The 24,291-nt window shown below is 54.5% G+C and carries 15 protein-coding genes; 9 read left to right on the top strand and 6 right to left on the bottom strand.

Annotated elements, in window-relative coordinates; all coding sequences use genetic code 11:
• Position 1: 1 nt before the first annotated feature.
• Complete coding sequence (locus tag ABQ298_11100; GenBank protein MEQ9824921.1) at positions 2 to 3,961, top strand: ATP-binding protein; 3,960 nt, start codon at positions 2 to 4, stop codon at positions 3,959 to 3,961.
• Between the two features lie 17 nt (positions 3,962 to 3,978).
• Here the strand turns inward: ABQ298_11100 and pelA are convergent, their stop codons facing one another.
• Positions 3,979 to 5,223: a pectate lyase gene (gene pelA / locus ABQ298_11105; GenBank protein ID MEQ9824922.1), complete on the bottom strand. Its 1,245-nt coding sequence runs from the start codon at positions 5,221 to 5,223 to the stop codon at positions 3,979 to 3,981.
• A 116-nt stretch (positions 5,224 to 5,339) separates the two neighbouring features.
• Here pelA and ABQ298_11110 point away from each other — a divergent pair, with 116 nt between their 5' ends.
• From ABQ298_11110 to ABQ298_11125, 4 genes are all read left to right on the top strand, one after another.
• On the top strand, positions 5,340 to 8,930 hold the full coding sequence (locus ABQ298_11110) for a two-component regulator propeller domain-containing protein (GenBank protein ID MEQ9824923.1): 3,591 nt from the start codon (positions 5,340 to 5,342) through the stop codon (positions 8,928 to 8,930).
• 72 nt (positions 8,931 to 9,002) lie between these two features.
• Positions 9,003 to 10,112 carry a paraquat-inducible protein A gene (locus tag ABQ298_11115; protein ID MEQ9824924.1) on the top strand — a complete coding sequence of 370 codons (1,110 nt, stop codon included), beginning with the start codon at positions 9,003 to 9,005 and terminating at the stop codon, positions 10,110 to 10,112.
• 77 nt (positions 10,113 to 10,189) lie between these two features.
• Positions 10,190 to 11,092: an MlaD family protein gene (locus ABQ298_11120; protein ID MEQ9824925.1), complete on the top strand. Its 903-nt coding sequence runs from the start codon at positions 10,190 to 10,192 to the stop codon at positions 11,090 to 11,092.
• A gap of 91 nt (positions 11,093 to 11,183) precedes the next feature.
• Entirely contained in the window at positions 11,184 to 11,639 is a 456-nt protein-coding gene (locus ABQ298_11125; protein ID MEQ9824926.1) for a PGPGW domain-containing protein, read from the top strand.
• Between the two features lie 22 nt (positions 11,640 to 11,661).
• Here ABQ298_11125 and ABQ298_11130 read toward each other — a convergent pair whose 3' ends face one another.
• A complete protein-coding gene (locus ABQ298_11130; protein MEQ9824927.1) occupies positions 11,662 to 13,755 on the bottom strand; it encodes an FAD-binding protein in 2,094 nt (697 codons plus the stop codon).
• 306 nt (positions 13,756 to 14,061) lie between these two features.
• Here ABQ298_11130 and ABQ298_11135 point away from each other — a divergent pair, with 306 nt between their 5' ends.
• On the top strand, positions 14,062 to 14,658 hold the full coding sequence (locus ABQ298_11135; GenBank protein MEQ9824928.1) for a hypothetical protein: 597 nt from the start codon (positions 14,062 to 14,064) through the stop codon (positions 14,656 to 14,658).
• 166 nt (positions 14,659 to 14,824) lie between these two features.
• On the top strand, positions 14,825 to 15,928 hold the full coding sequence (gene leuB, locus ABQ298_11140) for a 3-isopropylmalate dehydrogenase (GenBank protein ID MEQ9824929.1): 1,104 nt from the start codon (positions 14,825 to 14,827) through the stop codon (positions 15,926 to 15,928).
• A gap of 654 nt (positions 15,929 to 16,582) precedes the next feature.
• On the opposite strand, the gene ABQ298_11145 is transcribed toward leuB, so the two are convergent.
• From ABQ298_11145 to ABQ298_11155, 3 genes are read right to left on the bottom strand one after another with little or no spacing between them, the layout of a single operon-like run.
• Positions 16,583 to 17,827, bottom strand: a complete 1,245-nt coding sequence (locus tag ABQ298_11145) for a Gfo/Idh/MocA family oxidoreductase (GenBank protein ID MEQ9824930.1) — start codon at positions 17,825 to 17,827, stop codon at positions 16,583 to 16,585.
• Position 17,828: 1 nt separating this feature from the next.
• A complete protein-coding gene (locus tag ABQ298_11150) occupies positions 17,829 to 19,169 on the bottom strand; it encodes a Gfo/Idh/MocA family oxidoreductase (protein MEQ9824931.1) in 1,341 nt (446 codons plus the stop codon).
• A 46-nt stretch (positions 19,170 to 19,215) separates the two neighbouring features.
• Positions 19,216 to 20,586 carry a DUF1080 domain-containing protein gene (locus tag ABQ298_11155; protein ID MEQ9824932.1) on the bottom strand — a complete coding sequence of 457 codons (1,371 nt, stop codon included), beginning with the start codon at positions 20,584 to 20,586 and terminating at the stop codon, positions 19,216 to 19,218.
• A gap of 156 nt (positions 20,587 to 20,742) precedes the next feature.
• On the opposite strand from ABQ298_11155, the gene ABQ298_11160 reads away from it, so the two are divergent.
• The gene (locus ABQ298_11160; GenBank protein ID MEQ9824933.1) at positions 20,743 to 21,273 is read left to right on the top strand and encodes a sigma-70 family RNA polymerase sigma factor; all 531 of its coding nucleotides are present in this window, start codon (positions 20,743 to 20,745) and stop codon (positions 21,271 to 21,273) included.
• On the top strand, positions 21,270 to 22,829 hold the full coding sequence (locus ABQ298_11165; protein MEQ9824934.1) for a LamG-like jellyroll fold domain-containing protein: 1,560 nt from the start codon (positions 21,270 to 21,272) through the stop codon (positions 22,827 to 22,829). Before ABQ298_11160 ends, ABQ298_11165 begins: the two co-directional genes overlap by 4 nt.
• Here ABQ298_11165 and ABQ298_11170 read toward each other — a convergent pair.
• The gene (locus ABQ298_11170) at positions 22,816 to 24,168 is read right to left on the bottom strand and encodes a sugar porter family MFS transporter (protein ID MEQ9824935.1); all 1,353 of its coding nucleotides are present in this window, start codon (positions 24,166 to 24,168) and stop codon (positions 22,816 to 22,818) included. The two genes, ABQ298_11165 and ABQ298_11170, sit on opposite strands and share 14 nt — an antisense overlap.
• Positions 24,169 to 24,291: the final 123 nt, after the last annotated feature.

Here is a 24,291-nt window from a genome sequence, read left to right on the forward strand (position 1 = left end):
CATGAACTGCCGTCTGCCACTGCGAGTCATTTTTCCAATGCTCGTCTGCTTATCAGAGATTGCCTGCAACGCCCGTGAGCAGGGGCTTCCGTTCATGCGCAACTATACCTTCGAAGAAATGGGCAATGCCTACCACGGATTGCTGCTCAACAGCGATCCCCTGGGCCGCATCTGGACCGTGCAGGAAGGCACGTTTCTCTCCTTTGACAACCAGAACTGGACCAGCTTGATCGATTCGGAATCGATCGAACAGAATTTCGCCAATGCGATCAGTACACCTGACGGACGCTATTATTACGGTGCTGCGGGCAATTGGGGCAGCTTTCGCTTTGGAACGGACGGACTGATCACCACGCAAAGTCTGCGCGATACGGGTGCTCCGGCCTGGACCTCCAACACCAACTTTTCCTTCATCGAAACGACCTCGGATGGCATCGCGTATGCAGGGGGAAGCGGTATGATCTACCACGACCTCAAGTCCGGACAAAACCACTATTTTCAGGTTCCAGAAACCTTGCTCATCTTCTGTCTGAACGACGAAATTTACCTGTCCTCCTACCGCATTGGCATTGCGCATCTCGACCGGGATCAAATGAAGCTGATACCGCTTTTCCCCGAACCCACCGAAGAAACAATCTTCGAAGAATTTGCCTATCTGGACGACGACACCATCCTGGCAGTCACAAATGCCTACCAGCTGGTCCACTTTGACGGAATCAATATCAAAGTAAAGGAAAGTGGAATCGACTCCATGCTCCACCTTGGCGTATCCGCCATGCTGAAACTCGATGAGCAGCACATCGCCATCGCGCTCAGCAGCAGAGGACTTTTCTTACTCGACCCATCCTACCAGATTCGCGCGCACTTCAGCGAAGCGACCTTCCGAAATATTGAGGATATGGTGAGCAATGAACCCGGCATCGTCTGGATTTCATCCGGTGCGGGCGTTTCCAAACTGGTTTACGACTATCCAGTCAGTCTCTTTGACCACCGTGCCGATCTCGTCCTTCTCTGGCCATCCGTGATCAAACATCGCGGACAGACCCTGGTCGTATCCTCAGGAAACCTGTATCGTCCTGTGGATGTGGGTAAAGGTCAGTTGACCCGGTTTGAACCCATGGAACTCAACATCGAACGCGGAGTCTGGGTCGCACATTCAACGGAGCATGGTTTGCTTCTGGGAAACGGAGATGGCGTGTTTTTTCGCTCAGAAGACAAGCAGATCCAAACTGTGCTAACGGGATTTAACGTGAATCGAATCTGCCCGCTCAACTCCGATGGTACCCAATGCCTGATCATCGGTGAAACACGCATGGCTGCTATCCGATGGAACGGTCAGGCATGGGAGGAGTTTGTCGAACGCGTCGATGGAATCGGCTTTCCTTCGGTCGTGCACAGCTACGCTCCCAACTCGGTCTGGATCGAATTGGGACTCAACCGGGTGGCACAGGTTCGCATCGTCGACGACGCCATTCAAACCATCTTCTTCGACGACTGGGATGCCGAATCTCCTGCATGGATCAACGTCGGTCACCTTGGCAATACGACGGTCATGACCGGAAAGGGTCTGCAATTCCGCTACTACGATGAGCAGCTTCAGGCATTTGTCGAACGCCCCGATCTCGACGCAATCTTTTCGCAAAGCCCTCATCCCGTCCTGCGCGTTCGCGAAAGTGATAACGGCATCCTATGGGCAAGTCACAGTCAGGGCATTTTTAAGATCATCGTCGAACCTGACGGCAGTGCCAGCTACGATACGGCATCCCTTCGCATGCTGGGACTGAACTACCCGATTTGCGAGCTGCACGGGGATGAGATCTGGATTCGGGGGAAAAATGTGCTCTACCGCATCGACACACGTGATCCGGGAGTTCCACTCCAGACGCCCAAACCCATACTCACCGGCATTCTCGATTCCCGCAACAACCGCTACCTCTACAACGCGCTCGAAGATGGATTGCCCGAGGAAATGGTCGTGCCCTATGCTGCCAACAGTCTGGAGTTCAAATTTTTCCCCGGCACGTATTCGCTGCTTCGCAATCCACAATATCAGTACCGGCTCGAAGGTTATTCTGACTCCTGGTCGCAACCGTCCTACAACCCCAGCATCAGCCTGACCAGCCTGCATGAGGGTGACTACCGCCTGCACATCCGAGTGATTTATGGAAACGAAGTGGTGGGCAAACGCACCCAATTTGCCTTCACCATCCTGCCGCCTCTCTACCGAACCTGGTGGGCCTATCTCTGCTATGCGCTGTTCGGCACCGCATTGCTTACTGCAGGTATTTCGCGATACACGGGTCGCTTCAAACGCCACAATCGGGAGCTGGAACGCCTGGTTGAAGAACGAACCCGTGAGATTGAAGTGGCCAACCACAACCTGCAGGAAGCCATCAAACAGGCCGAAGCCGCATCGGAGGCCAAAGGACAATTTCTCGCCAACATGTCCCATGAAATTCGAACCCCGATGAATGGAGTGATGGGCATGTGCTCGATGCTGGCAGATACACCGCTCGACAGGGAACAGCAAAACTACTTGAGCACCTTGCGGGTTTCGAGCGAAACCCTGTTGACCATCATCAACGACATCCTCGATTTCTCCAAAATTGAAGCAGGGAAAATGACCTTCGATCCCGTCGTGTTTGATCTGCGGCAAATTGTGGATGATGTGCTCGACCTGGTGGCCCCTCTGCTCGATGAAAAAACTGTGGAAGTGACACAGTCCATACCTGCATCTTTTTCTTCGATGCGTGTGGGCGATCCCACCAAAATCCGTCAGATTCTGCTCAATCTGGTAAGCAACGCAGTGAAATTCACCTCAGAGGGACGGATCGAAATCCTGGTCAGCGAGCGACCCCATTCTTCCTTCATCGAATTCTCGGTAAGAGATACGGGCATCGGCATTCCCCAGAATATCGCAGCCAAACTCTTTAACCCCTTCAGCCAGGGTGATGAATCCACCTCGCGTCGCTTCGGTGGAACTGGTTTGGGGCTGAGCATCTGCCGCATGCTCACCGAACAGATGGGCGGCAACATCTGGGTCGAAAGTGCCGTAGGCGAAGGCAGCTGCTTTCACTTTGAACTACCACTTCCCGAAGCTGACGCTGCGCTTCCTGAAACCAGCCCCTATCATGCAACCCAAATCAGAACAGATGTGGTGATCCATGGTCGTCACGCGACTCTCAATGGTATGCTGCTTGAAATGCTCAACGCAGCTGGTATTTCCTGTGAGTTGATTGCCGATCCGGATGCCATTCTGGCAAAGATTCCCGAGAACCCCGACTCTCCCTGGGTCTGCATTTTTGACCTGGATCACCCCCCCGTATCACCCGAACTCCTGCGCCTGCTTAATTCTCAACTTTCATCGCGCAAACAAGTGACCCGCATCCTGCTCACTCAGCGTGCTTCTGATGCGCAAATCGAAGACATGCATAAGTCCGAACATGCCCTCATCCTGCACAAACCCCTGCGACGCTATCAGTTGCTCGACGCCCTGAAAACCCTTGGAAAGCGCCAGGGTGCAGAAAGCTCTCCTGAAAGGCATCACTCATCAGATCGCATCGAAGGGTCAGACTCTGTTCGAGTGCTTTTGGTCGAGGACAATCAAATCAACCAAAAGGTCGCAACCTTACTGCTCAAACGACTCGGTTTTGAAGTCGATATCGCTGGCAATGGTGTCGAAGCCATTCGCTCAGTTCGTCGTCGTGACTATCCCATCATTCTCATGGACGTGCAGATGCCGGAAATGGATGGCATCCAAGCCACTCGTGAAATCCTCAGCGAATCAAAATCCAGCTTCCCGCCATTGATTCTTGCGATGAGCGCAGGCGTCTCTCACGAGCGCCGCTCCCAATGCATTGAGGCTGGCATGTCCGGTTTTGTCGCCAAACCCGTTCAGCTCGAAGAACTTCGCAAGCACCTGTCCAGTGCCATGGTCACGCTTCGCAATTCCAAGTCGTAAACCTTGTCCTTGATCCCTTATCCTCCCGGAAATGTTGAAGAACTTTGTGCTCCCAATGACTCTTGCAACCATTTCGGATATCGCTTGAGCGCATCATTCGGCCAGTAGCCATACCAGTCGTAACCGATTCTGCGCTCATAGCTGAGTTCATGCAGTGCATTCACTACGGTTCCATCCCTGCGGGTCAGAAAGGGTTTGCCGTCGGCAAGGGAATAAAACCGCGCCCACACCGGAGGGGCGGTTTCATTTTCGAAAAAGATGCGGTCAAAATCCACGGTCGTCTGGTGATAGGGACGGGGCGGTGCCGGAATCGAAAGGTAGGCATGACCCAAAATCGCAGACTTGCGGAACCACTGAACAGCAGCGATGACGGACTGCCTGACTTCCTGGGATGGTTCAGGTAGTGTCATCAGAAATTCCACGACCTTCGCACTCTCCCACGCTGCGAGCGCTGCAAGCTCATAACTGCGGGCGGCCACGGGCTGCAATGTCTCATGATCGTGTTGCTGTCCCCATGCAGTCAACCGTTCGCCCTGCCTGACCTGGCACTTGAGAGTCACCTCGATGGCACGTTGCAGTGCTGACTCAAGGCGGTCGCGCAGTTCCGTCTCAAGAAATGCAAAACTCGAATCGCCCTGCACGATGTCGTTCAACAGATGCATGATGCCTGTCATGACCTCATCGTTGAAGGTAATGGCATCCACATCCGACCCGCGCCACCCACCACTTTCATGCTGGGACTCCAGGATAAAGTGAAGTCCCCGAAGCACTGCTTCACAGTAGAGCGGCTCCGGACTCAGTTCGTTCGCGCGCGCCAGAAAGCGAATCTGGGAATAGGTATTGCGGTTGTCGAAGGAACTCTCCCATCGATGATCTGGCATTTGCACTTTCAGGAATTCCGGTTCCAGTTTTCCCAACCAATCAATATTTTTGGGCCAGCCTCCATCTGGATTCTGAAACTTGAGCAACTGCTGGGCAATACCCTGAATGTCGGAAGGGGGGATGCGCTCGTAATCCCGAACCGGACTGAAGATTGCCCAGTGTTCAATACCGTCAATAAACAGCGTCAGGTCAATGGGTTCGTCCTCCGATGCAACCCACGATTCCATCTCTTCACCCTGGATCGGACTGGCCAATCCACCCAGCGTGAAAAGCAAAACGAATCGCAGACAAACCTGAACGAAGGATCGTCGCACGGACAATCCCGATGCCGAATGGTGGTGAAATCTCGGAGCCAAGGTGGGGATTTTTGAGTTGGTCATCAGACTGAATCCATCATAACGTGTGCCACAATCTTTTTTGTTTGCCCGTGAAGAGGCAAGGATTTCCCGATTCGAACCCCTCGTTATCGCGCACTCATACTTTTACCGCCCCCGCCATGTCGCTCCATATTTCGAGCCTACCCTACCTGTCCCACATGGGCAGTATTCCGTGTCGCACGGCCTGGGTGTGCATGCTGCTGTGGGCGGGAGCTTGTGCCAGCGCAGGGGCAAAGGATCTCGCACAATACGGCGTACGGCACTACAACCGAGAAGATGGTATTGCGGCATCCTCGATTCTGGAGATTCTGCAGACCCAGCAGGGCTACCTGTGGATGGGAACCTACGATGGACTCACCCGCTTCAATGGCGTGGAATTCCGGGTGTTCAACCGGGCCAATACCCCGACCCTGCACGGCAATAACATCACCTGCCTGCTTGAGGGAAAAGATGGCACACTTTGGCTGGGCACACTCGGCAAGGGAATCCAGGGATTTCTCGATCCCGATCTTCAGCACATCAGGCCACGCTCCTTCATGGGCAATGTCACTGTCAACGATATTGAGCAGGACGCTCATGGGCGGATTTATGCTGCCACACGGGAGGGTCTCTATGTGCATGAAGATGAGGCATGGAGGCGCTGTGATGTGCAACTGCCTTCCCGTCAAACTACCAGTATTGATGCGATTGAAATCGATGAAAACAATCATGTCCTGTTTGCCACCCAACAGGGTATTTTCAGGTGGGATGGAACACAGGCATCCCCGTTGGATTCACGCCTTCCATCCGACCTGCGCGTTCAGGGATTTCTCTACCAAAAGGACAGGGGCCTGTGGTTTGGAACCTTTGAAGCAGGACTCTATCACTATCATGAGGGGAAGATTCGGCATTACCAAACCGAAGACGGGTTGTTGCACAACCATGTCGGAGATCTGAACTTTGACTCCGACGGCAACCTGTGGATGGGGGTGCGTGGTGGAGTTTCGGTCTTGCGAAACGGAACATTCTCCCACTTCGCCATGCGCGGAAAGATGGTGTATTCCCTGCACCATGACCGGGAGGGGGGAATCTGGGTCGGAACCTACCTGCATGGACTCTATCGACTCGGAAATACGCGATTCTCCGCTTACACCCACGTGGATCCGCTTGAGGTCTCCATCATCGGACGCGCCCTCATCGAATTTCAGGGAAAGCTGCTCATCGGCACAAATCTCGGGATCTATGAACTGCACAATGGATACCTTCACCCGTCGAAGTCCTTTCCGATGCTCGACGATGTCATGATTCGTTCCATGAAACCTGCTTCGGATGGAGGACTGTGGATCGGTACTCACACCAATGGTGTGTTCAAGCTGAACCCGGACGGAGAAACCATCGCTTACGGCATTGAACAGGGATTACAGTCACGTACCAACCGCTGCGTGATCGAAGCCAGTGACGGGCGGGTGTGGATTGCCGGAAACAGCGGCTTACAGGTGTTGGACAAGGGGAAAATCCATAGCGTGCCGGAACTCCAAGGGTTCCCCATCCTTTCCCTGCATGAACTCAGCGGTGGTCGCATCGCTGTGGCAACCGATGGAAATGGGCTGTTCATTTTGCATTCGGATACAGTGCAACACCTCAGCAAGGCTGATGGACTGAATTCCAATGTGGTGTTCTATGTGCACGAGGATGAGCAGGGATCATTGTGGATTACCACTTCAGAAGCGGGAATTTCCTACATTGAGCAGGATCAACTCTATCGGCTCACCCTGCAGGATGGAATGCCCCAGGATGCCATCTTTTATATCCTTGAAGACAAGCACAGTCACTTCTGGATCGCCTGCAATTCCGGGATCTATCGCTTTGAGAAAGAAGCACTGCGTGCCCGTGCCAAGGCAGAAGCCGCAATCCCCTCCTCACTTCATTTTGATCGCATGGACGGCATCACCGCAGGTGGAGTCACAGGGGTTGCTCATGGCTACACCGATTCGAAGGGAGAGCTGTGGTTTCCCGCAACAGAGGGTGTGGTTTCAGTAAATCCCAACACCGACGAAGCCCCCACTCCTGCACCTACCGCAATCATCGAATCTTTTTCAACGGAGTCCGCAACTTTTGACCTGTATGATTCCTCACCCGTTCAAGTGGCTCCCGGTACCCAGCGCTTTACGTTCAGATTCGTGGGCATGCGCTTTGACGCAAGCGACAATGTGCGCTATCGCGTTAAGCTGGAAGGCTACGATCCGGAATTTCAGGAGATTCAGGGGCGTCGGGAAATCGCCTACACCAACCTACCCCCAGGAACCTATCGCTTTGTCGTGAACGCTGGCATTCAGGGAGGAGCCTGGAGTGAGCAGAGCGATTCCATCTCATTTGTACTCAAACCCCGATTCTACCAGCTTCCTTTATTTCAGGTCATGGCAGTGCTCTCCGCATTCGCATTGATCTACGGAATCATTCGCATTCGTGTGGCACGCTCCCAAATGCGCCAACGCCAGTTGAGTGAGCAGGTCGAACAGCGAACTGCTGAACTGCGCAGTGCCATGGACAAGGCTGAACAGGCCAACCACAGCAAAAGCCTTTTCCTTGCATCTGTGAGTCACGAAGTTCGCAATCCCATGAACGGAATTCTGGGAATCACAGAGTTGCTGCTCGAGGACGAGCTGAGTCCCGATCAGCGCCGAAAGCTCGAGATCGTTCAGAGCAGTGCGCGCTCCCTGCTCACGATCCTGAATGACCTGCTCGATTATTCAAAACTCGATTCGGACAAGCTTACGCTGGAGTCCATCCCCTTTCAGATCCGCTCCATCGTGGACGAAACCCTTGCACTGCAAGAGGCTGGCATTCGGGAAAAGCAACTCACCATCCACGTTGATCTCGACAATAATCTTCCCGAGACCGTCGTGGGAGACCCGCTTCGCCATCGCCAGGTGTTGCACAATCTCATTTCGAACGCTGTCAAATTCACCGAACATGGCAGCATCACAATCTGTGCAAAGGTTGAGTCGACTGCACCCGGATCGATACTCGTGAAGTTTTCGGTATCGGACACGGGCATTGGAATTTCTCACGACGTTCAGCAGCGGCTGTTTCAGGTCTATCAGCAAGCAGAAGACTCCACCGCACGCACCTATGGTGGAACGGGTCTTGGCCTTGCCATCTGCCGAAGTCTCGTCGAACGAATGGGCGGAACCATTCACGTCGACAGTGATGTCGGCAAAGGCGCTACATTCACCTTCACGTCGCGGTTGGCACTTTCTTGCGACTCAACCCCACTTCCCATCCCGCAGAATCACCCCGATTCTGAAACAGCAGTTTTGCCCCAGTCAGCATCCGGGTTGAGGTTGAAGGTGCTCGTCGTGGATGACGAGAAACTCAATCTGGAAATCGCACGGGCCATCTTTGCCAAATTCGGATATTCGATCCACACGGCACTGGGTGCAGAAGCAGCCATTCAAGTCCTTCAATCCGATTGCTTTGACTTGCTTTTCGTGGACTATCGCATGCCCGACATGGACGGTGCCACACTGGCTCAGAACATTCGCTCCCGTCGCATCCCTTCCCAAAACCCATCCCTGGGCATTGTGGCCATCACTGGCGCAACTGCACATTCCGAACGCGACCATCTGCGGGAATCCGGCATCGACCACATACTCGAAAAACCCCTGATTCCATCCCACTTGCTACCCATTTTACAGGATTGTCTCAATCGCAAACGCAGCGAAGTCTGAGTCCATCTCAAACTGCACTTCCCACAGGGTCAGTTGACAAAGTGAAGTGTTCACCAAAGGTTGATGCTCATCATGCAAGGCACCCCACCGCCCCCCGTCTGGTACTGCAAGGGCTGCAACCTGCCCCACATCCGATTTCAATTGATTCCCGGTGCATCCGCCCGGTGCGGGCGCTGCGGCACACATCTGTTTGTCACACCGCGCACAGGTCCCAACGTTGGCCTCGCCTGGGCTTGCTGCGCTCTGATCTGTTTTGCCGCCTCACTCTGGCTTCCTTTTCTGGAGGTTACACGTTTCAACGATACGCGCGGGATCGGAGTATCTGGAATCCTGCACGGACTCTCCCGCTCGGGAATGCAGCCAGTGGGCCTGCTTTCACTCATCCTCATCTACTGGCTACCGCTCCTGACTTCGGTAGCATTGATTGCGGTGAATCTGCATGTGCTCAACCACCTGAAACTTCCTGGAGCAAAATTACTGCTGCAGTTGCTGGTTTGGGCAAAATCATGGGCCATGCCCGAGGTTTATTTGCTGTCGGTCACTGTCGCCTACATCAAAATCCGGGATCTCGTCGAAATCCGGGTGGAATCCGGACTGTGGTTGTTTGCCGCAGCTACCGTTGCTTTGCTTGCAGCCCTGCAACGGGTTGAACGGGATGACTTGCCCAATCGTGTCCAGTGTCCCCACCCCGAACTTCGGGCGCGATCCAACCGCAGCTGTTTGGCCCTGCTCATCGCTGCAGCACTCCTGCTCGTGCCCGCCAACGCCCTGCCCATGTTAGAGATGCGTTTGCCGGGGCAACACCAGTCCCAAACCCTGATCGGCGGTGTGCTCACACTATTCGATCACGGGATGTTTGGAATCGCCCTGGTTGTATTTATCGCCAGCCTGGTTGTCCCTTTTGCAAAAATTGTAGGATTGCTCTGGTTGCTGAGAGCAGCGCAACAAGGTCGGGGGACGCGAAGCAACATGCAGCTTCACCGCATCCTCGCATTCATTGGCCGATGGTCGATGCTTGATGTTTTTCTGGTTGCCCTGCTTGGCGCACTCATTCAGTTCGGCAGCATTGCCACTTTGCTGCCCGGTGCTGCGACACCTGCCTTTGCCACAGCTGTCATCCTCACCGCCATAGCCGTCGATCATTTTGATACCCGCAACCTTTGGACAGGTTCTGCCCCCTGAGAAACAGGGAGTCCCGCAACTTGGCTGCTCTGTCACTTTTCCACTTCGACTTCACCCACTACCCCATCCCTGATATCATGAAGCATTCTCCGTTTCCATCTCCCGAAATCGTCACTGCAAAAGCATCATGGCTCATCTGGATCGTCCCCGTGGTTGCGCTGTGCATCAGTGCCTACCTGCTCTTGGAGGAATTCGGTAACCGCGGACCCTTGATCAGCATCCGATTTCAGGATGGTTCCGGACTTGAAGCCAACCAAACCCGCCTGCTGAGTCGCGGCGTGACGGTCGGGAGGGTTGAGCGAATTGCCCTCACGGAAAATCTGAGCGAAGTGCGTGTCGATGTTCGCCTGGATAAATCGATGCGTTCACTTGCTGCTGAAAACAGTCGTTTCTGGGTGGTTCGACCCGAAATCAGCATGAGCGGCATTCAGGGTCTGGAAACCTTGATGAGCGGCCCCTACATCTATGTGGATCCGGGTGAAGGTGCATTCCAAAGCGAATTCAAAGGTCTCGATTCACCCCCACAAAACTCACATTCCTCGTTCGAATACCGACTGCGGGCGGATCGTCGCATCAGCGCTCATCCCGGCGTTCCCGTGCTGTTCAGAGGACTTCCGGTCGGTTCGGTCACACAAGTCGATCTCAGCAACGATGCATCGGAGGTGTGGGTCACCATTCGCATTGAACCCGACCACGGCCATCTGGTGCGGCCCGAAAGCCGTTTCTGGGATGCGGGCGGGGTCAACCTGCAGGTCAATTTGCTCGGAGCAAAGCTGAGAACCGGCTCCATGGAATCCCTGCTTGCAGGAGCCATCGAATTTGCAACTCCACCGGAAGCCGCAAACTCCCCCATCGCAAGCCCGGGAAGCCTCTTCGTCCTGCACACCGAAGCGGAAGAAAAGTGGCTGAAGTGGAAAGCCATCCTGCCTCCAGAGTCCGAATCCGGCAAAGTCGACCTCCCCAACGATCCGTCCACATAATCCTCGCAGTCTTCGCCATTTTCTGAAGCGCCGTCTTCAGCTTCCGGACCCTTCGAGTTGAAACACACCACAGATTCAACTGTATTGCGGTGTGCACTCTGATATTTTCCAGTGGATCCAGGAACATGATACCGCATTGACAGCACTGAGCTTCGGCAGCCTGCTCATGTTCCTCGCTTCGCTTGCTTTGATTCCCATCATCCTCATTCGCCTTCCGTCCGACTACTTCACCCGCCAATCCCCCACGCGAGTCCGGGAACACCCCGTTTTATTCCTGATCCGCGTGATCCTGCAAAACCTGCTCGGAGTGGCACTGCTGCTCGCAGGAATCCTGATGCTGGTCCTGCCTGGGCAGGGCCTGCTCACCATCCTGCTGGGAATCAGTCTCATCCACTTTCCGCGCAAGCGCCAACTGGTGCAGCGTCTGATCCGGATGCGGCGCATTCACCGCTCGATCAACTGGATCCGCTCGCGCTATGGGGTCGCCCCCATCGAAGTTCCGGAGCGCAATCCCGTCTGTCAGAACCATCCAACTCGGGGCACGTGAAGCAACCCGAAACCGCATCCGATCACCCTTCCTTAATCAAATAGGGTCCCCATCCGCGCTCAAAAAATTCGCGCTGCACCTCCGCATTCAGCTCAACGGGCTGGGCATGCACTCGAAATCCACCTTCTTCCGGTGTGACCACCAGCTTCTCCCGTCGGTCTTTTTCCTGCTCCTCCCGGAATCGAAAACGGGACAAATCCACAGCCTTGGCCTCGGGGCATTGCGTGCCCTGTTCCGTGCAGATTGCCCTTGCTCCACGGCTTCCACCCCCATGTTCTATGTAGAACTGCAATGCCGTCAGCACCGCTTCCGAAACCCGCGTCATCTGCCTCCAGCGGAACGCCCGGCTCACCTGAGTTGGAGAACTCACATGAATGCCATGTTGTTCGACCCGTTCGCGCAGCTGGCGAGCAGCGTTGAGAGCTTCACGAACATCATCCTGGTAACAAAGGATGCCCGCATGCTCGCTCATGCGTTCCTGTATCTCCAGTTGCACCTCCTTGATTTTGAGGCCCTCTGCATTGCCCACAAAGGCTTCAGCCTCTTCAAGAAAACGAACCATTTGATCGGAGAATGTGCTCACTTCGCAATGACGGGCTTGCCGGTGCAATCGAGAACGTTTGATGGCCACCGCAACGCGTTTTCCAAACACTTGCCCCGAATTCAGTGCAGCCCCGCCCGGACGGGTCACACCGTGGCTTCCCGCCGCCTCCCCGATCGCATAACAACCGGACAGTGTTGTCTGCCCCCAATCATCGATCAGGATACCTCCATTCATGTGCTGGTTGTTCATCGTGAACTCGAGAGGTTCGCTCGCCAGATCCGTGCCGTGCATGCGGTAGAGTTCAATTGCCAGCGGATTCATGCGCCGCAATCGGTCAATGGGCAGTTCCTGTAGCGCATCATTGTTTTCGAGATAGGCTCGAACGTCCGGATCGAGATCATCGAGGGAAAACGATTCTCCATCATTCACGGGTTCCGGATTTCTCAGGAAATCCAAATACACTTTGCGTCCCGCTTTGGTCTCCAGAAACACCGCCAGATCAAAGAGACTCGATCCATAGTCGAGCATTCGCGTTGAGTGAAAGGGCCACTGGTAACCTTTGCGGAAGGTATTGGAAACCATCTCACGCGTTGTGCGATAATACTTTGCTAAAAACGGAATCTCATTGCCCTGCTCATCCACCGAATAAACCCGTGGCATCACCTGCACATAGGTTCCGGAAAGGTTCCACGGAAATGTGCTGCGCGGCGTCCCGATGCCAAACTGGGATTCCGTAAGATTGCACAGGGACAAGCCTGCATCAATTGCCAGCCCCAGCCCCCCATAGCAGTGGTGTGGGTAAACGCTGTCCCGGTACAGCTCCCCCGGCCCTCCGGTCGCAATCACCACATCTTCACATGCCACAAAAATCACACCATAGGCATTGCGGGTTTCCGAACGGTGGATTGCCAGCACACCTGCGACGCGTTCAGTGCCCTCAGAGCGTTCTTTCACGATGCGAATGGCACTGGAACTCGGAAGGATGCGAACGCCCAGATTGAGGGCCTCTTCGAACAGCACCTTTACCATCAGTTTTGAGGTCCGGGGACCACAGCTCGTCGCCCGTCCCGCCTCATCGTGATCGGTCTGGTACCTCAAAATCGCCCCCCGATCATCGTGGGGCAAGGGCAACCCCATGAATTGCAATCCCCCAATGGCATCGATCGAACCCACCGCCTCCACATACGCCGTCGAAAAATCCATCGCACCGCCGGAGCACAGTCCTTTTGCATATTCCACAAAGTTGTCTCCCTTGTAATCGGTGCTGGCCGTGTAAAGGGTCTGTTTGTCCGATCCCGAACAGGCAGAGGTTCCCGCAAACAGGCCGGTACTCATCACCATCACATCGATGGCCCGGCGTTTCAGCTCCACTGCTGCGCGCATGCCCGCAGCCCCACTGCCGATCACCAGCGATTCGCAGCGATAGACCGGGATGCACGCATTCCCAGCCTGCACAACCTCGGAGCTAGGTGCCATGCCCTTGACTTTCGGCATCTCAAAACGGGTCAATCGATCCAGAATATCCTGTGGAATCGCAGCAAATCCCTGCTTGGCAATATCTTCAGTTGTCATGTTGAATCATAGAAACAAAGAAACCCTGAGATTTCCAGCCCACGCCATCTCTGATCAACGGAATTGTGGTATGACAGTAGGATTCCGGTGGAAGTGTAAGGGGCAAGTGGGAGCCACTGCTCAAGCTCAAAACTGGGTTAACGGGTCCCATGTTCGCCACGGACATCGTCAGTTTCCAACGCATGTCCGTCAGCTTCACTGAAGTGCGTGCTTGCCCACGCAACGTTCCTGTCTCTAGGATAATGCAGTATCTTCATGCTCTGCGAACACCGCAACATCCACTCTCATATTCAACGTTCTACCACTATGAAACCGATCACTTCAGCACTGCTCCCCCTTCTTCTCAGTTTCCTGTTGCTGCAAACGCTCTCCGCAAATCTCACCGATTCCATGATCGAAAAGTGGATGCGTGCCTATCCCACTGTCGAAGCATGGATGGAAGCCAATGAAGATGTGCTTGATCCGTTGATGGACACCGACGAAGCCGAGATGATGAGCCTCGACCAGCTCATGCTATCGGGATTCAAGGCCATGCAAAGCCATCCGATCTATCAGGAATTCAAAAAGGTCATCAAACCGCTCGGTTACAGCAATGATGCTGATTTCATCCACGATACCGTCGCCATTTTCAAAGCGTTTACCGCTATCAGTGTCAAAGAGGAGATGAATGAAATGGGAGGGTTTGACCTCTCCGCTCTGCAATCCCAACTGAAGGAAATCGATCAGATGCAGGGGCTGAGTGCAGATCAAAAGGCGATGATGAAACAACAGCTTCAGTCCGCAATGGGTCAGATGGGAGCCTTTCTGGAATCCGTCCAATCCGTGAGCGAATCGGACATCCAAACCCTGATGCCCTACTTTGACCAAATCGCTGCCCTTTTTGACAGCGAAAGCGAAGACTGAGCACCGCATCAGCCCGGCGAATAAGTCCGCTCACATTCACACACCCACCTGAAGCTTCGGTTTCCGGTGATTCATCGCGCTTGGCATCAGGCCAGTGACGCCCTGTGCTCACAATGCACTTGCCAAAGTCCCGCCTTTTTCGAAAAGCTCCGCACCTACGATCATCATGAGCAAAACCCTGACATTTGCAGTACTACCCGGTGACTACATCGGCCCCGAAGTAATGGAAGTCGCGCTAGACGTGCTTCAGGCAGCCACCACGGCGCATGGCATCACGCTCGACTACGACATTGCACCCGTTGGAGGTGCGGGTATCGATGCCCATGGTTCAGCGCTTCCGGATACAACCCTTGAGCTGTGCAAACGCTCCGACGCCATTCTCTTTGGTTCGGTCGGCGGTCCCAAGTGGGAATCCCTGCCTCCAAAGGAACAACCCGAGCGTGCTGCGCTGCTTCCGCTTCGCAAAGCATTCAGTCTCTTTGCCAATATTCGCCCCGGCCTGCTCTTCAAGGAACTCACCGATGCTTCACCGCTCAAGACTGAGCGCATCCCCGAAGGCATTGACATTGTATGCATCCGCGAACTGACCGGCGGCATCTATTTTGGACAACCCAAGGGAACGGAACAGCTCAGCGACGGCCGCAAACGTGCAGTGGATACCATGGTCTACAGCACCGATGAGATCGAACGCATCGCAGAGGTCGCTGCTCTTACCGCAAAGGGGCGAAGTGGCCGGGTATGCTCAGTCGACAAGGCCAATGTGCTCGAAACTTCCGTGCTTTGGCGTCAGACCGTCACAGATTATTTCCGCAATCATCATCCCGACATCCAACTCAGTCACATGTATGTGGACAACGCGGCGATGCAGCTCGCCCGCGATCCCAATCAGTTTGATGTGCTGTTTACCGAAAACATGTTTGGCGATATTCTCAGTGATGAGATGGCGGTGATTTGTGGCAGTCTTGGCATGATGTCGTCTGCATCGCTCGGTACCCTGCAAAACAGCCATGGACTTCCCTATGGACTCTACGAGCCAGCTGGTGGTACCGCACCCGATATCGCGGGCAAGGGCATCGCCAATCCCTGTGCTCAAATCCTGTCTGCTGCCATGATGCTGGAGTATTCGTTTCAGGAAACCGAGATCGCCAATCGCATGCGTGCGGCAGTGAAGTCCACCGTGCAGGATGGCATTCGCACAGGTGATATCGCATTCGGGAAAACTCCCGTCAACACCCGCGAGATGGCCAAGGCAATCAAACAACGCCTCTGAGCGTTACCAAGAACAGAATCAACGCTGAAATCCCGGCTCTCACAGGTCGCATGTTGCAGCATTTCATAAAGATGCCTGACGATTTTCCTGATTTGTAGGCCGTTAACACAAAGCTTGCCTACCGATTTCAATCGAGGATCGGCTCAGTTGCAGGAAACACCTGAGTAAAATCCGGCAAAGATTCGTCCGTAAAAACCGCCACTTTTCGATTACCTAAATTTAGGTAGGAAGTTAAAGAGACTTATCTATATGAAAATTAAGAGCTTACAAATTTACAATTGGTCTTCAGAAAAAAACTTCTGATTTTTGATACTTTTTCATTGAAATCAGCACGAATTCGTGGATGGTTATCAATGAGGTTGGACGCATCATAGTGGTTGGAGGACCCAGATGCGTGCAAAGGAGGTGCCCTTTAAAAGGCACCCCATTGGAGGACGAGCGGGGCCTGAGGAACCCCGCTCACTCTATGTACGGACCTTGCGTTCGTTCCACACTTTGCAAAAAACCACCATCGTGAAGTACGGCAATCATCCCTGGCGGATTTCCCGATCCATCGGAGCGTTTTGAGTTCGGCATCTGCCGAACGGTGTGTTGTCAAATCCTGAGTACAGGATCTGAAACAATCATTCGCATAAGTTTGAAACAGAGTATCGACTACACCTGTCGCTCCCGTTCGGGATCCCACCGGATCTCATGTCCACTGCGGGCAGCCTCTGCAAGCAACAGGCAAACCGTGTTGGAGCGGTGCGATACTTCGGCGGATGACACCGGTTGCTTTCGGGATTTCACAGCATTGAGAAAATCTTCGTAGTGATTCTTGCTGACCTGAAGGATTTCCTGGCCCGGTTCCGGTTCCCAGCGCAGGATTTCACGATCATGCGCCTCAAAGCCACCTCTCACCACATCCAACCAACCTTCGCTCCCAAAAAAGCGCACACCCGGTCGCCGCACATCGCCCGCATCCAGACTGAGCAACTCCATGCGCAACCCATCGGCATAAGTAAACTCCCCTTCAATGCGAGTGTGCACGTTCCAGATTCCGCGATCTTCATAGGTTGATTTCGCGCGGACCGAAACTGGACCCGTGAACTCCCGGCCACTTCCCCAGAGCGCGATATCAATCATGTGTGACCCCCAGTTGGTAATCATGCCGTGGCAAAATTCCTCCACCTGCATCCAACCCGGACGCGAGAAGTCAGCCTGGGGATGAACCCGTTTTTCAGTGTAAGGAAGGTGTTTCCGCTGTCCCAACCACCGCTCATAGTCGAGCTTTTCCGGTACCGGCATCGCTTCAAAGGTCGCACTTCCGTGGTCCTGCGGCAGTCGGATCTCCACCCGCTCCAGCGTTCCGATTTTGCCTTGCCGCACGAGTTCGCAAACCCTTCGGAAATATAAACTGGATCGCTGCTGCGTGCCCGACTGAAAGACCGCACGTTTCCGCTCGACCCTTCGAACCAGTTCTCTTCCTTCTTCAATCGTGAAGGTGATCGGTTTTTCAAGGTAGAGATCACAACCCGCATCCACCACATCCAGCGCAACAGCGGTATGGTTGTGGTCCGCTACCGCGACCACGCAGGCATCCACATTTCGCTGTCGCAGCAATTGCTCGGGGTAGGAATACACCGAAATTTCCTGCGCGATGCCTTGCTCGGCATATTTCTCCAGGATGAAATCCCGAGCCAGTTCAGCCCGCCGAAGGTCCACATCACACACGGCAACATAGCGCACGTGTTCCGGATCTGCCACTCCCAGAAAATTGGTTGTGAGATCGCGCCCCTGTCGACCACAGCCAATCAGTGCGAGTCCGGTTCGACCATCGTTGAAAGCACGCGCACAGCCTGCGAGCGAAGCACTCGCGCAGGCTGCCGCTGAGATCCTGAGAAAATCGCGTCGCTCCATCTTATTCCAGTTCCCAACCAGGTTCATAGCTGCGGGACCAATACTCCTGCATCACCTGATTGTTATAAAAATGCCCATCCGACGGATTCACTTTGAGCAATTTTCCATCCAGCCGGGCAGATACGTTGGCATAGTGACACAAGTGCGTGGAATACGCACCCTCATCAATGGGTCCATTCAATTTGGCCTTTCCCTGCATCGCATCAAAGAAATTTTTCACATGAAGCGTGGTCATGTCTCCTCCGCCTCCCAGAGCGGTTCCTGCCTCATTTCCCGCGCCCATGCGCTCGAGCTTCAGCTTGCTGCTCCGGTCAAAGAGTCGAAACCCGTCACGATTCACAAACACACTGCCTTCGGTACCGTAAATGATGGTTCCACGATCCGAACCATAGGTCAGATAGCGCTGCCGGCTGCGACCGTCCCAGCGGATCCGGCGCTGTTCCTCAAACAGAAACTGCACATCCATGGTATCATACATTTCCCAGCCATCATCAGGCCAGTGACGCTTCAGCGCCAGCGCCGAAACGGACGAAGGATAGCGCACCTGCAATGCCCAGCGTGCAACATCCAGCTCGTGAGTCGCATTGTTGCCGGTCTCCGCCGTGCCCCAGTGCCAGAACCAGTGCCAGTTGTAGTCTTCAACCACATCGAGAAACTCGCGGCGCGGCGCAGGTCCCTGAAACAATTCCCAGTTGAGGTGAGCTGGTGCAGGCATCACTTCCGGTTGCTTGAGTTGATCCCGGTTGTTGCTGTAAAATGCAGTGGCTTCGTACACCTCACCAATCTCACCGGCATGAATGCGCTGCATTGCTTCGATGGTCTCGGGCGAGGACCGTTGCTGGGTTCCGATCTGGATCAGCGGCTCATACTTCTGGCTCCACTCGATCAGCAGCTCATCCTCACGAAGATTGTGGCTGCAGGGTTTTTCCACATAGACGTGCTTTCCATGCTCGAGCGCCATCTTCGTCGCTGCAGCGTGCCAGTGGTCTGGCAACAGGATGAACACCGCATCCACATCATCCGCCGCGATGACCTCGCGCAGATCCTGACTGGTCTTGGGCGCATAGCCCAACTTTGCCTTGGATTTTTGAAGGCCCGCTTCGAGCACCTTCGCATTCACATCGCACAACCAGGTCACCCGCACGCCGGGCAGATTTGCAAAGGAATCGATCACTCCATCATAGCGACGGTAGGTACCCAGCACTGCAATCTGGATCGTGCCGTTGGATCCACGCGCAGCTGCATAGCTCTTGGCAGAGAAGGTAGCGGTCGACGCTGCAGCCAGTGCCACGCCCATTCCGGCCTGTTTCACAAAAGTTCGTCGGGGGATAGTTGTATTCATATTATTATAAGGGGATTAAGAATGGATGAAAAAATGGAAACTCAGCTTACAGCTCGCGAATCTTAATACTGTGAAAATGCACTTCGTCACCGTGGTCCTGGAGAAGAATGCGCCCTTCCGGGGCGAGTCCAAAGGCTTCCCATTCGTTGTATTTGCTTCGCTCTACCAAGGCATGGTACAATTCTGATCCGCGCTCATATTCGACAACCCGGCAATCGTTGAGCCAATGCTCTACACGCCCGTCTGGGAATACCACCAGGCGCGCATGGTGCCACTGCCCCGCATCGCGGGGAACCTCGCGGTGGGCGACCACTTTCCGCGAGGGGATCAGGTCATACAGTGAGGCCAGCGTGCGATTGCCAGCAGCCCCCTGGGTGGCGTCCTCATGCCGCTTGTCATCGAGCAACTGGTATTCCAGTCCGATCGCCGATCCTTTGCCCACTTTCATGCCATAGGCTTCGGTCACAAAATACTTGATCCCGCTGTTGGCCCCTTCGGTCAGGAAAAAATCGAGCTGCAACTCAAACGCCCCGTAAGTGGCTTCGGTGACGATATCACCGGCAAACTGACTCTCCCCTCCTCCGGAGGACTCGATCACGAGCGTTCCATCACGCACCACCCATCCCTTGTCCGGAAAAACCGTGTCGTGGGCACGGCGCCAACCCTGAGTCGATTTTCCGTCCCAGAGCAGCGACCATCCCTGCGCCGCTTCAGCGGGACTGATCGAATTCGGAACAAAATTCCGCACAAGCACTTCGGGATCCAGTGCGGAGGGTGAAAGATCTTCGGTCTGGATCCGAATGTTGCGCCAAAAAATCCGTTGTCCTACATCCTCCGGTGAATAGATCGAATGCACCTGCAGTGCGATGAATCCACGCGCTGTCATCGAATCCACAACATGCGACATTTCAATCCCGTTGATCCACACCCGAAGGCTGTCCCCAATGGCCTCGATTCGAAAGCGATTCCACCGTCCATACTGGTAGGCTGACTTGCGTTCGGGCTGGTTTTCCGGCCGGTAGAGCCACCCCCGACGCGCTTCATCGTAGATTCCACCACTCCAGGCCCGCTCGGAAGGATCGATCTCGCACTGGTAACCATGCACCCTTCCATCCCGGTAATCCGGAGAACTCAGGCTGCGAAACTGAACCCCGCTGTTGCTCTTGCCCTCCTGCTTCACATCAAACTCGAGAATAAAATCGGAAAACTCCGATTCGGTGCAAAGGAACGAGTTCGGGGTATCTGCGACCGTTGTTCCCACGATGCAGCCATCAACAACCGCATAGGTCGCCTCTCCTCCACGTTGCACCCAACCGTCGAGGCTCTTGCCATCAAAGAGCGGTTTCCACGATGCAGCGGAAAGAAGTGAGGGAACAAGCACGATGCTCAGTAGGATGAAGAAACGTTTGATTCTCATGGGATAAGGGGGTTCAGGTTGATGCCAATGCAATGGCGTGTTTCATTCCTATCAGCCGATGTTTGGAGAATTCCCGATTTTTTTCTGATTTTTTTCTGATTTTTTCAGGAAATTACCTCAAATTGGCTGAAACCTTGAAACAACGCACTTTAACCGATGAAGCAGGATTCTGACAGCCAATTTGTAAGATTCTTGAGCCAATCCCATTCCGCGCTCTACTCCTACATCTATTCACTGCATCCCCACGCCGCCGATGTCGACGACATCCTGCAGGAAACCTCAGCCAGTCTCTGGAAACGTTTTGATGAGTTTGACCCACTCAAAGGGGACTTTCTCCCATGGGCGTTCCGCTTCGCCTACTTCGAGGTGCTGCGTTTTCGCAAACAGCGCACTCGCAGCCGAATGATCTTTGATGAATCCCTGCTCGAGCAACTCTCAGATACCCTGCACCAGGAATCGGAAGTGTTGAACCGTCGAAACCGATTTCTGCAATCCTGCATCTCACGTCTGCCTGACCGGGACCAGGCCCTGCTGACCTGTCGCTATGGTTCGGATTCCAATGTCGTTTCATTTGCAAGGCACCACAAGCTTCCGGTCAAACACCTGTACCGCGAACTCGAACGCATCCGCTTGCTGTTGTTTCGCTGCGTCGACCGGCAGCTCAACCGTTTGGGGGATCACGTATGAACCGGATTGAACGTGATCAACTTCTGCGACTGATCTCCCGTCAGATCGAACAGCGCATCTCAGAATCCGAGGCAATCCAGCTGCAGGATGCACTGCGAAAGAGTGAAGTCGCCCGGCGTCTCTATGTGCAGATGATGCACCAGGAGGCAGAGCTGCTGCAGAACGCTGCAAGGTTCTCCACTCCCGACGCTTCCCTTTCCCCCACGCTGCGGGTGGACTGGAAACATCGCTGGTTCGCCATTGCTTTGGCAGCCTGCGTCGCCTTGATTGCCTCCGCAGTCTCCGTTCACCTTTGGAATACGGTGCCAGACTCTGATCAACCCGCCGTTGCTGCCTTGCGTCGCGCTCACGATTCCCAGGTGAAATTACTGCACTCCGGACACCATCGCCTGCAATCCGGCACCTACACCATCGATTTTTTCTCCGGTGCCCAACTCCAGATGCAGGGTCCCGCTTCCTTCCACATACATGATGAGATGCACATCGAGGTGGAACGCGGCTCCATGGTCGCAAATGTCACAAAGGATGCACGCGGATTTCGCATCACTTCTCCCGGTGCTTCCTTTGTGGATCTGGGAACGGAATTCGCCCTGAGCATTGCACCCGATGACGCCCAACTGAAAGTATTTCGAGGCCAGGTCCTCGCCAATACCACCAACCCCAAAGGCTCCACAGAGCGCAGTCTGCTCGTCGAACCGGGTCCCGTTTTGCGATACGACGGCAATCAGGGGCGCTACCACTCCCTGCCCGGTGATCATCGTGACTTCGACACCTTCCACTTTCACAGCACGGCACCTCTCAACAAGATGGAGGCCTATCAGAAATCCATCTTTCACTCCTCTCCCACATTCTACTGGGACTTTCAGGAGAGTGAACCCGGTTCCTTTCCCGACCAGATCCAGGGTCGGCTGCTTCGCGCCAGCGGAAGCCAGATTCAGCGCTCAGCACACTCGGACAATCAGGCCGTCCGCTTTCTTCCCGATGAAGCCTTCCATATGCTGGAGCTGCAAGGCTTACTGCCATTCGAAAGCAATCAGCCCTTTTCCATCGAATTCCTGTTTTGCAGTGACCAGCTGCGCCGCTCTTCCCTGCTCGCCATGTTTGTTCCGGATTCTGTCACGTCAACGGGCAGTTCCGACCACTTCATCCTGATTGAAATCATGTCCCGTCAAGACGTGTTTTCCCATGCTCCCGGCGTGCTTCGCAGCACCTACCGACCCAAGCCCAGCGCCAATGCCATGGATGGGATCAACGCGTTTTCACGCACCCAAATCCTTCCGGGTTCCTGGAATCACGTTGCACTCACCTTCGATGGAACTGCCTTGCGCAGTTACCTGAACGGTGAACTGGAAAGCCACATTCACCTGCACAGCGAGGAAATCTCACAGGCGGGGCAATATGCAATGGTGCTCGGCCAAACATCACGCTTCGAGGTGCCCCATATTCCATCCGGCACCTATCGACCGTTTATCGGTTCCATCGATGAGCTGGCGATTTATGATCGCGCACTGAGTGCATCCGAAATCCAGGAACGCCTTGCGCTTATTCCGAAGTGACAGCTCCCTTGCGGGACTTTGAAAGCAGTCCGGCAAACAGGCTCTCGAGCGGAACACCTTTGGTTTCAGGCATCTGCAATCGAATCCAGAGCAGTTGCAGCACCATCATTCCTGCAAAAAATGTAAAGATCTGCCAGGCGGCAAAGGTCGCCACGACAAAGGGAAAAATCAGCGTTATCCCCGCTGCAAAGATCCAGTGCGTTGCAGACCCGAGTGCCTGACCCTCTGCACGATGTCGAGGAGGGAAAATTTCCGAAATGAATACCCAAATCACTGCGCCCTGCCCCACCGCATGCGAGGCAATGAACGCAAAAATGCAGTAGGGAACCATCGCAAAGGTCCCGGAATGAAAAGCCCAGGCACACAAGGTGAGCGAACTGATGTACCCGAGCGAACCCACAACCATCAAGGTGCGGCGCCCCAATCGATCTATCAGCCACAGCCCGACAAAGGTGAATACCAGATTCGTGATGCCGATGCCTGCCGATTGCAGCAGTGCTGCCTGTTCGCCAAGGCCCGTCAACTCGAAGATGCGCGGAGCAAAATAGAGAACGGCATTGATGCCCGAGAGCTGGTTGAAGGCTGCAATGAGAAAGGCCAGACTGATCGGACGTCGCAACGTCGAACTCCAGAACCGACCCCGACTGCCCGCACTTTGCGCAGCATGTTCGATCTCGTTGAGCTTCTCATTCAATTGACCCGAAGCGGCTTCGGGTTCCACTTGCTTCAGGATGTTGAACGCGCCTGTCCGGTCGTTCCGCCGCGTCAACAGCCACCGTGGACTTTCCGGGATGCGCAGGCTGAACACCACATACAGCACGGCTGGCAATGCCTCCACTCCCAGCATCCATCGCCATGAATGCTGCCCCGTCTCACTGAGCCATGCGTTCGACAAGAAGGCGATCAAAATGCCGAGCACGATATTCAACTGAAACATGCCCGTCAGCCGCCCCCGCCACCGTGGCGGTGCTAGTTCTGAAATGTACAGCGGTGCAGCAACGGTGGACACTCCGACTGCTATGCCTCCCAGAAATCGAAACACCATGAACGACAGCACTTCGGGCGCGAGGGCAGAGCCAATTGCGGATACCAGATAAAACACACCGATGCACTCAAGGGTGCGCTTGCGCCCCCATCGCTCCGTCGGAAATCCGCCAAAAACCGCACCGATGACTGTGCCCCACAGGGCCATGCTGACCGCGAGGCCGTGCAGACTCGGACTCAACTGCCAAAGGTTCTGAATCGATTGCTCCGCACCCGAAATCACAACGGTATCGAAGCCAAATAAAAATCCGCCCAGCGCAGCAACCAGCGCGCAGCGAAACACGTAAGCACTCATATCAGTCAGGGGTTGGGGTTCACGTCTTCAGGCTCAATAGCCACCTTAACCCCGCCTGCCACAATCACAAGCCCAGAGTAAAGGTCGCACTCCACTGCGTTGAACCCAGAGTAGAGGGAGCAT

This window comes from Puniceicoccaceae bacterium, from assembly GCA_040224245.1.
Classification (GTDB): domain Bacteria; phylum Verrucomicrobiota; class Verrucomicrobiia; order Opitutales; family JAFGAQ01; genus JAKSBQ01.

Coding starts and splice junctions, on each gene's coding strand:
- ABQ298_11100 (MEQ9824921.1), top strand. CDS start 2: ATGAACTGCCGTCTGCCACTGCGAGTCATTTTTCCAATGCTCGTCTGC.
- pelA (MEQ9824922.1), bottom strand. CDS start 5,223: ATGACCAACTCAAAAATCCCCACCTTGGCTCCGAGATTTCACCACCAT.
- ABQ298_11110 (MEQ9824923.1), top strand. CDS start 5,340: ATGTCGCTCCATATTTCGAGCCTACCCTACCTGTCCCACATGGGCAGT.
- ABQ298_11115 (MEQ9824924.1), top strand. CDS start 9,003: ATGCAAGGCACCCCACCGCCCCCCGTCTGGTACTGCAAGGGCTGCAAC.
- ABQ298_11120 (MEQ9824925.1), top strand. CDS start 10,190: ATGAAGCATTCTCCGTTTCCATCTCCCGAAATCGTCACTGCAAAAGCA.
- ABQ298_11130 (MEQ9824927.1), bottom strand. CDS start 13,755: ATGACAACTGAAGATATTGCCAAGCAGGGATTTGCTGCGATTCCACAG.
- ABQ298_11135 (MEQ9824928.1), top strand. CDS start 14,062: ATGAAACCGATCACTTCAGCACTGCTCCCCCTTCTTCTCAGTTTCCTG.
- leuB (MEQ9824929.1), top strand. CDS start 14,825: ATGAGCAAAACCCTGACATTTGCAGTACTACCCGGTGACTACATCGGC.
- ABQ298_11145 (MEQ9824930.1), bottom strand. CDS start 17,827: ATGGAGCGACGCGATTTTCTCAGGATCTCAGCGGCAGCCTGCGCGAGT.
- ABQ298_11150 (MEQ9824931.1), bottom strand. CDS start 19,169: ATGAATACAACTATCCCCCGACGAACTTTTGTGAAACAGGCCGGAATG.
- ABQ298_11155 (MEQ9824932.1), bottom strand. CDS start 20,586: ATGAGAATCAAACGTTTCTTCATCCTACTGAGCATCGTGCTTGTTCCC.
- ABQ298_11160 (MEQ9824933.1), top strand. CDS start 20,743: ATGAAGCAGGATTCTGACAGCCAATTTGTAAGATTCTTGAGCCAATCC.
- ABQ298_11165 (MEQ9824934.1), top strand. CDS start 21,270: ATGAACCGGATTGAACGTGATCAACTTCTGCGACTGATCTCCCGTCAG.
- ABQ298_11170 (MEQ9824935.1), bottom strand. CDS start 24,168: ATGAGTGCTTACGTGTTTCGCTGCGCGCTGGTTGCTGCGCTGGGCGGA.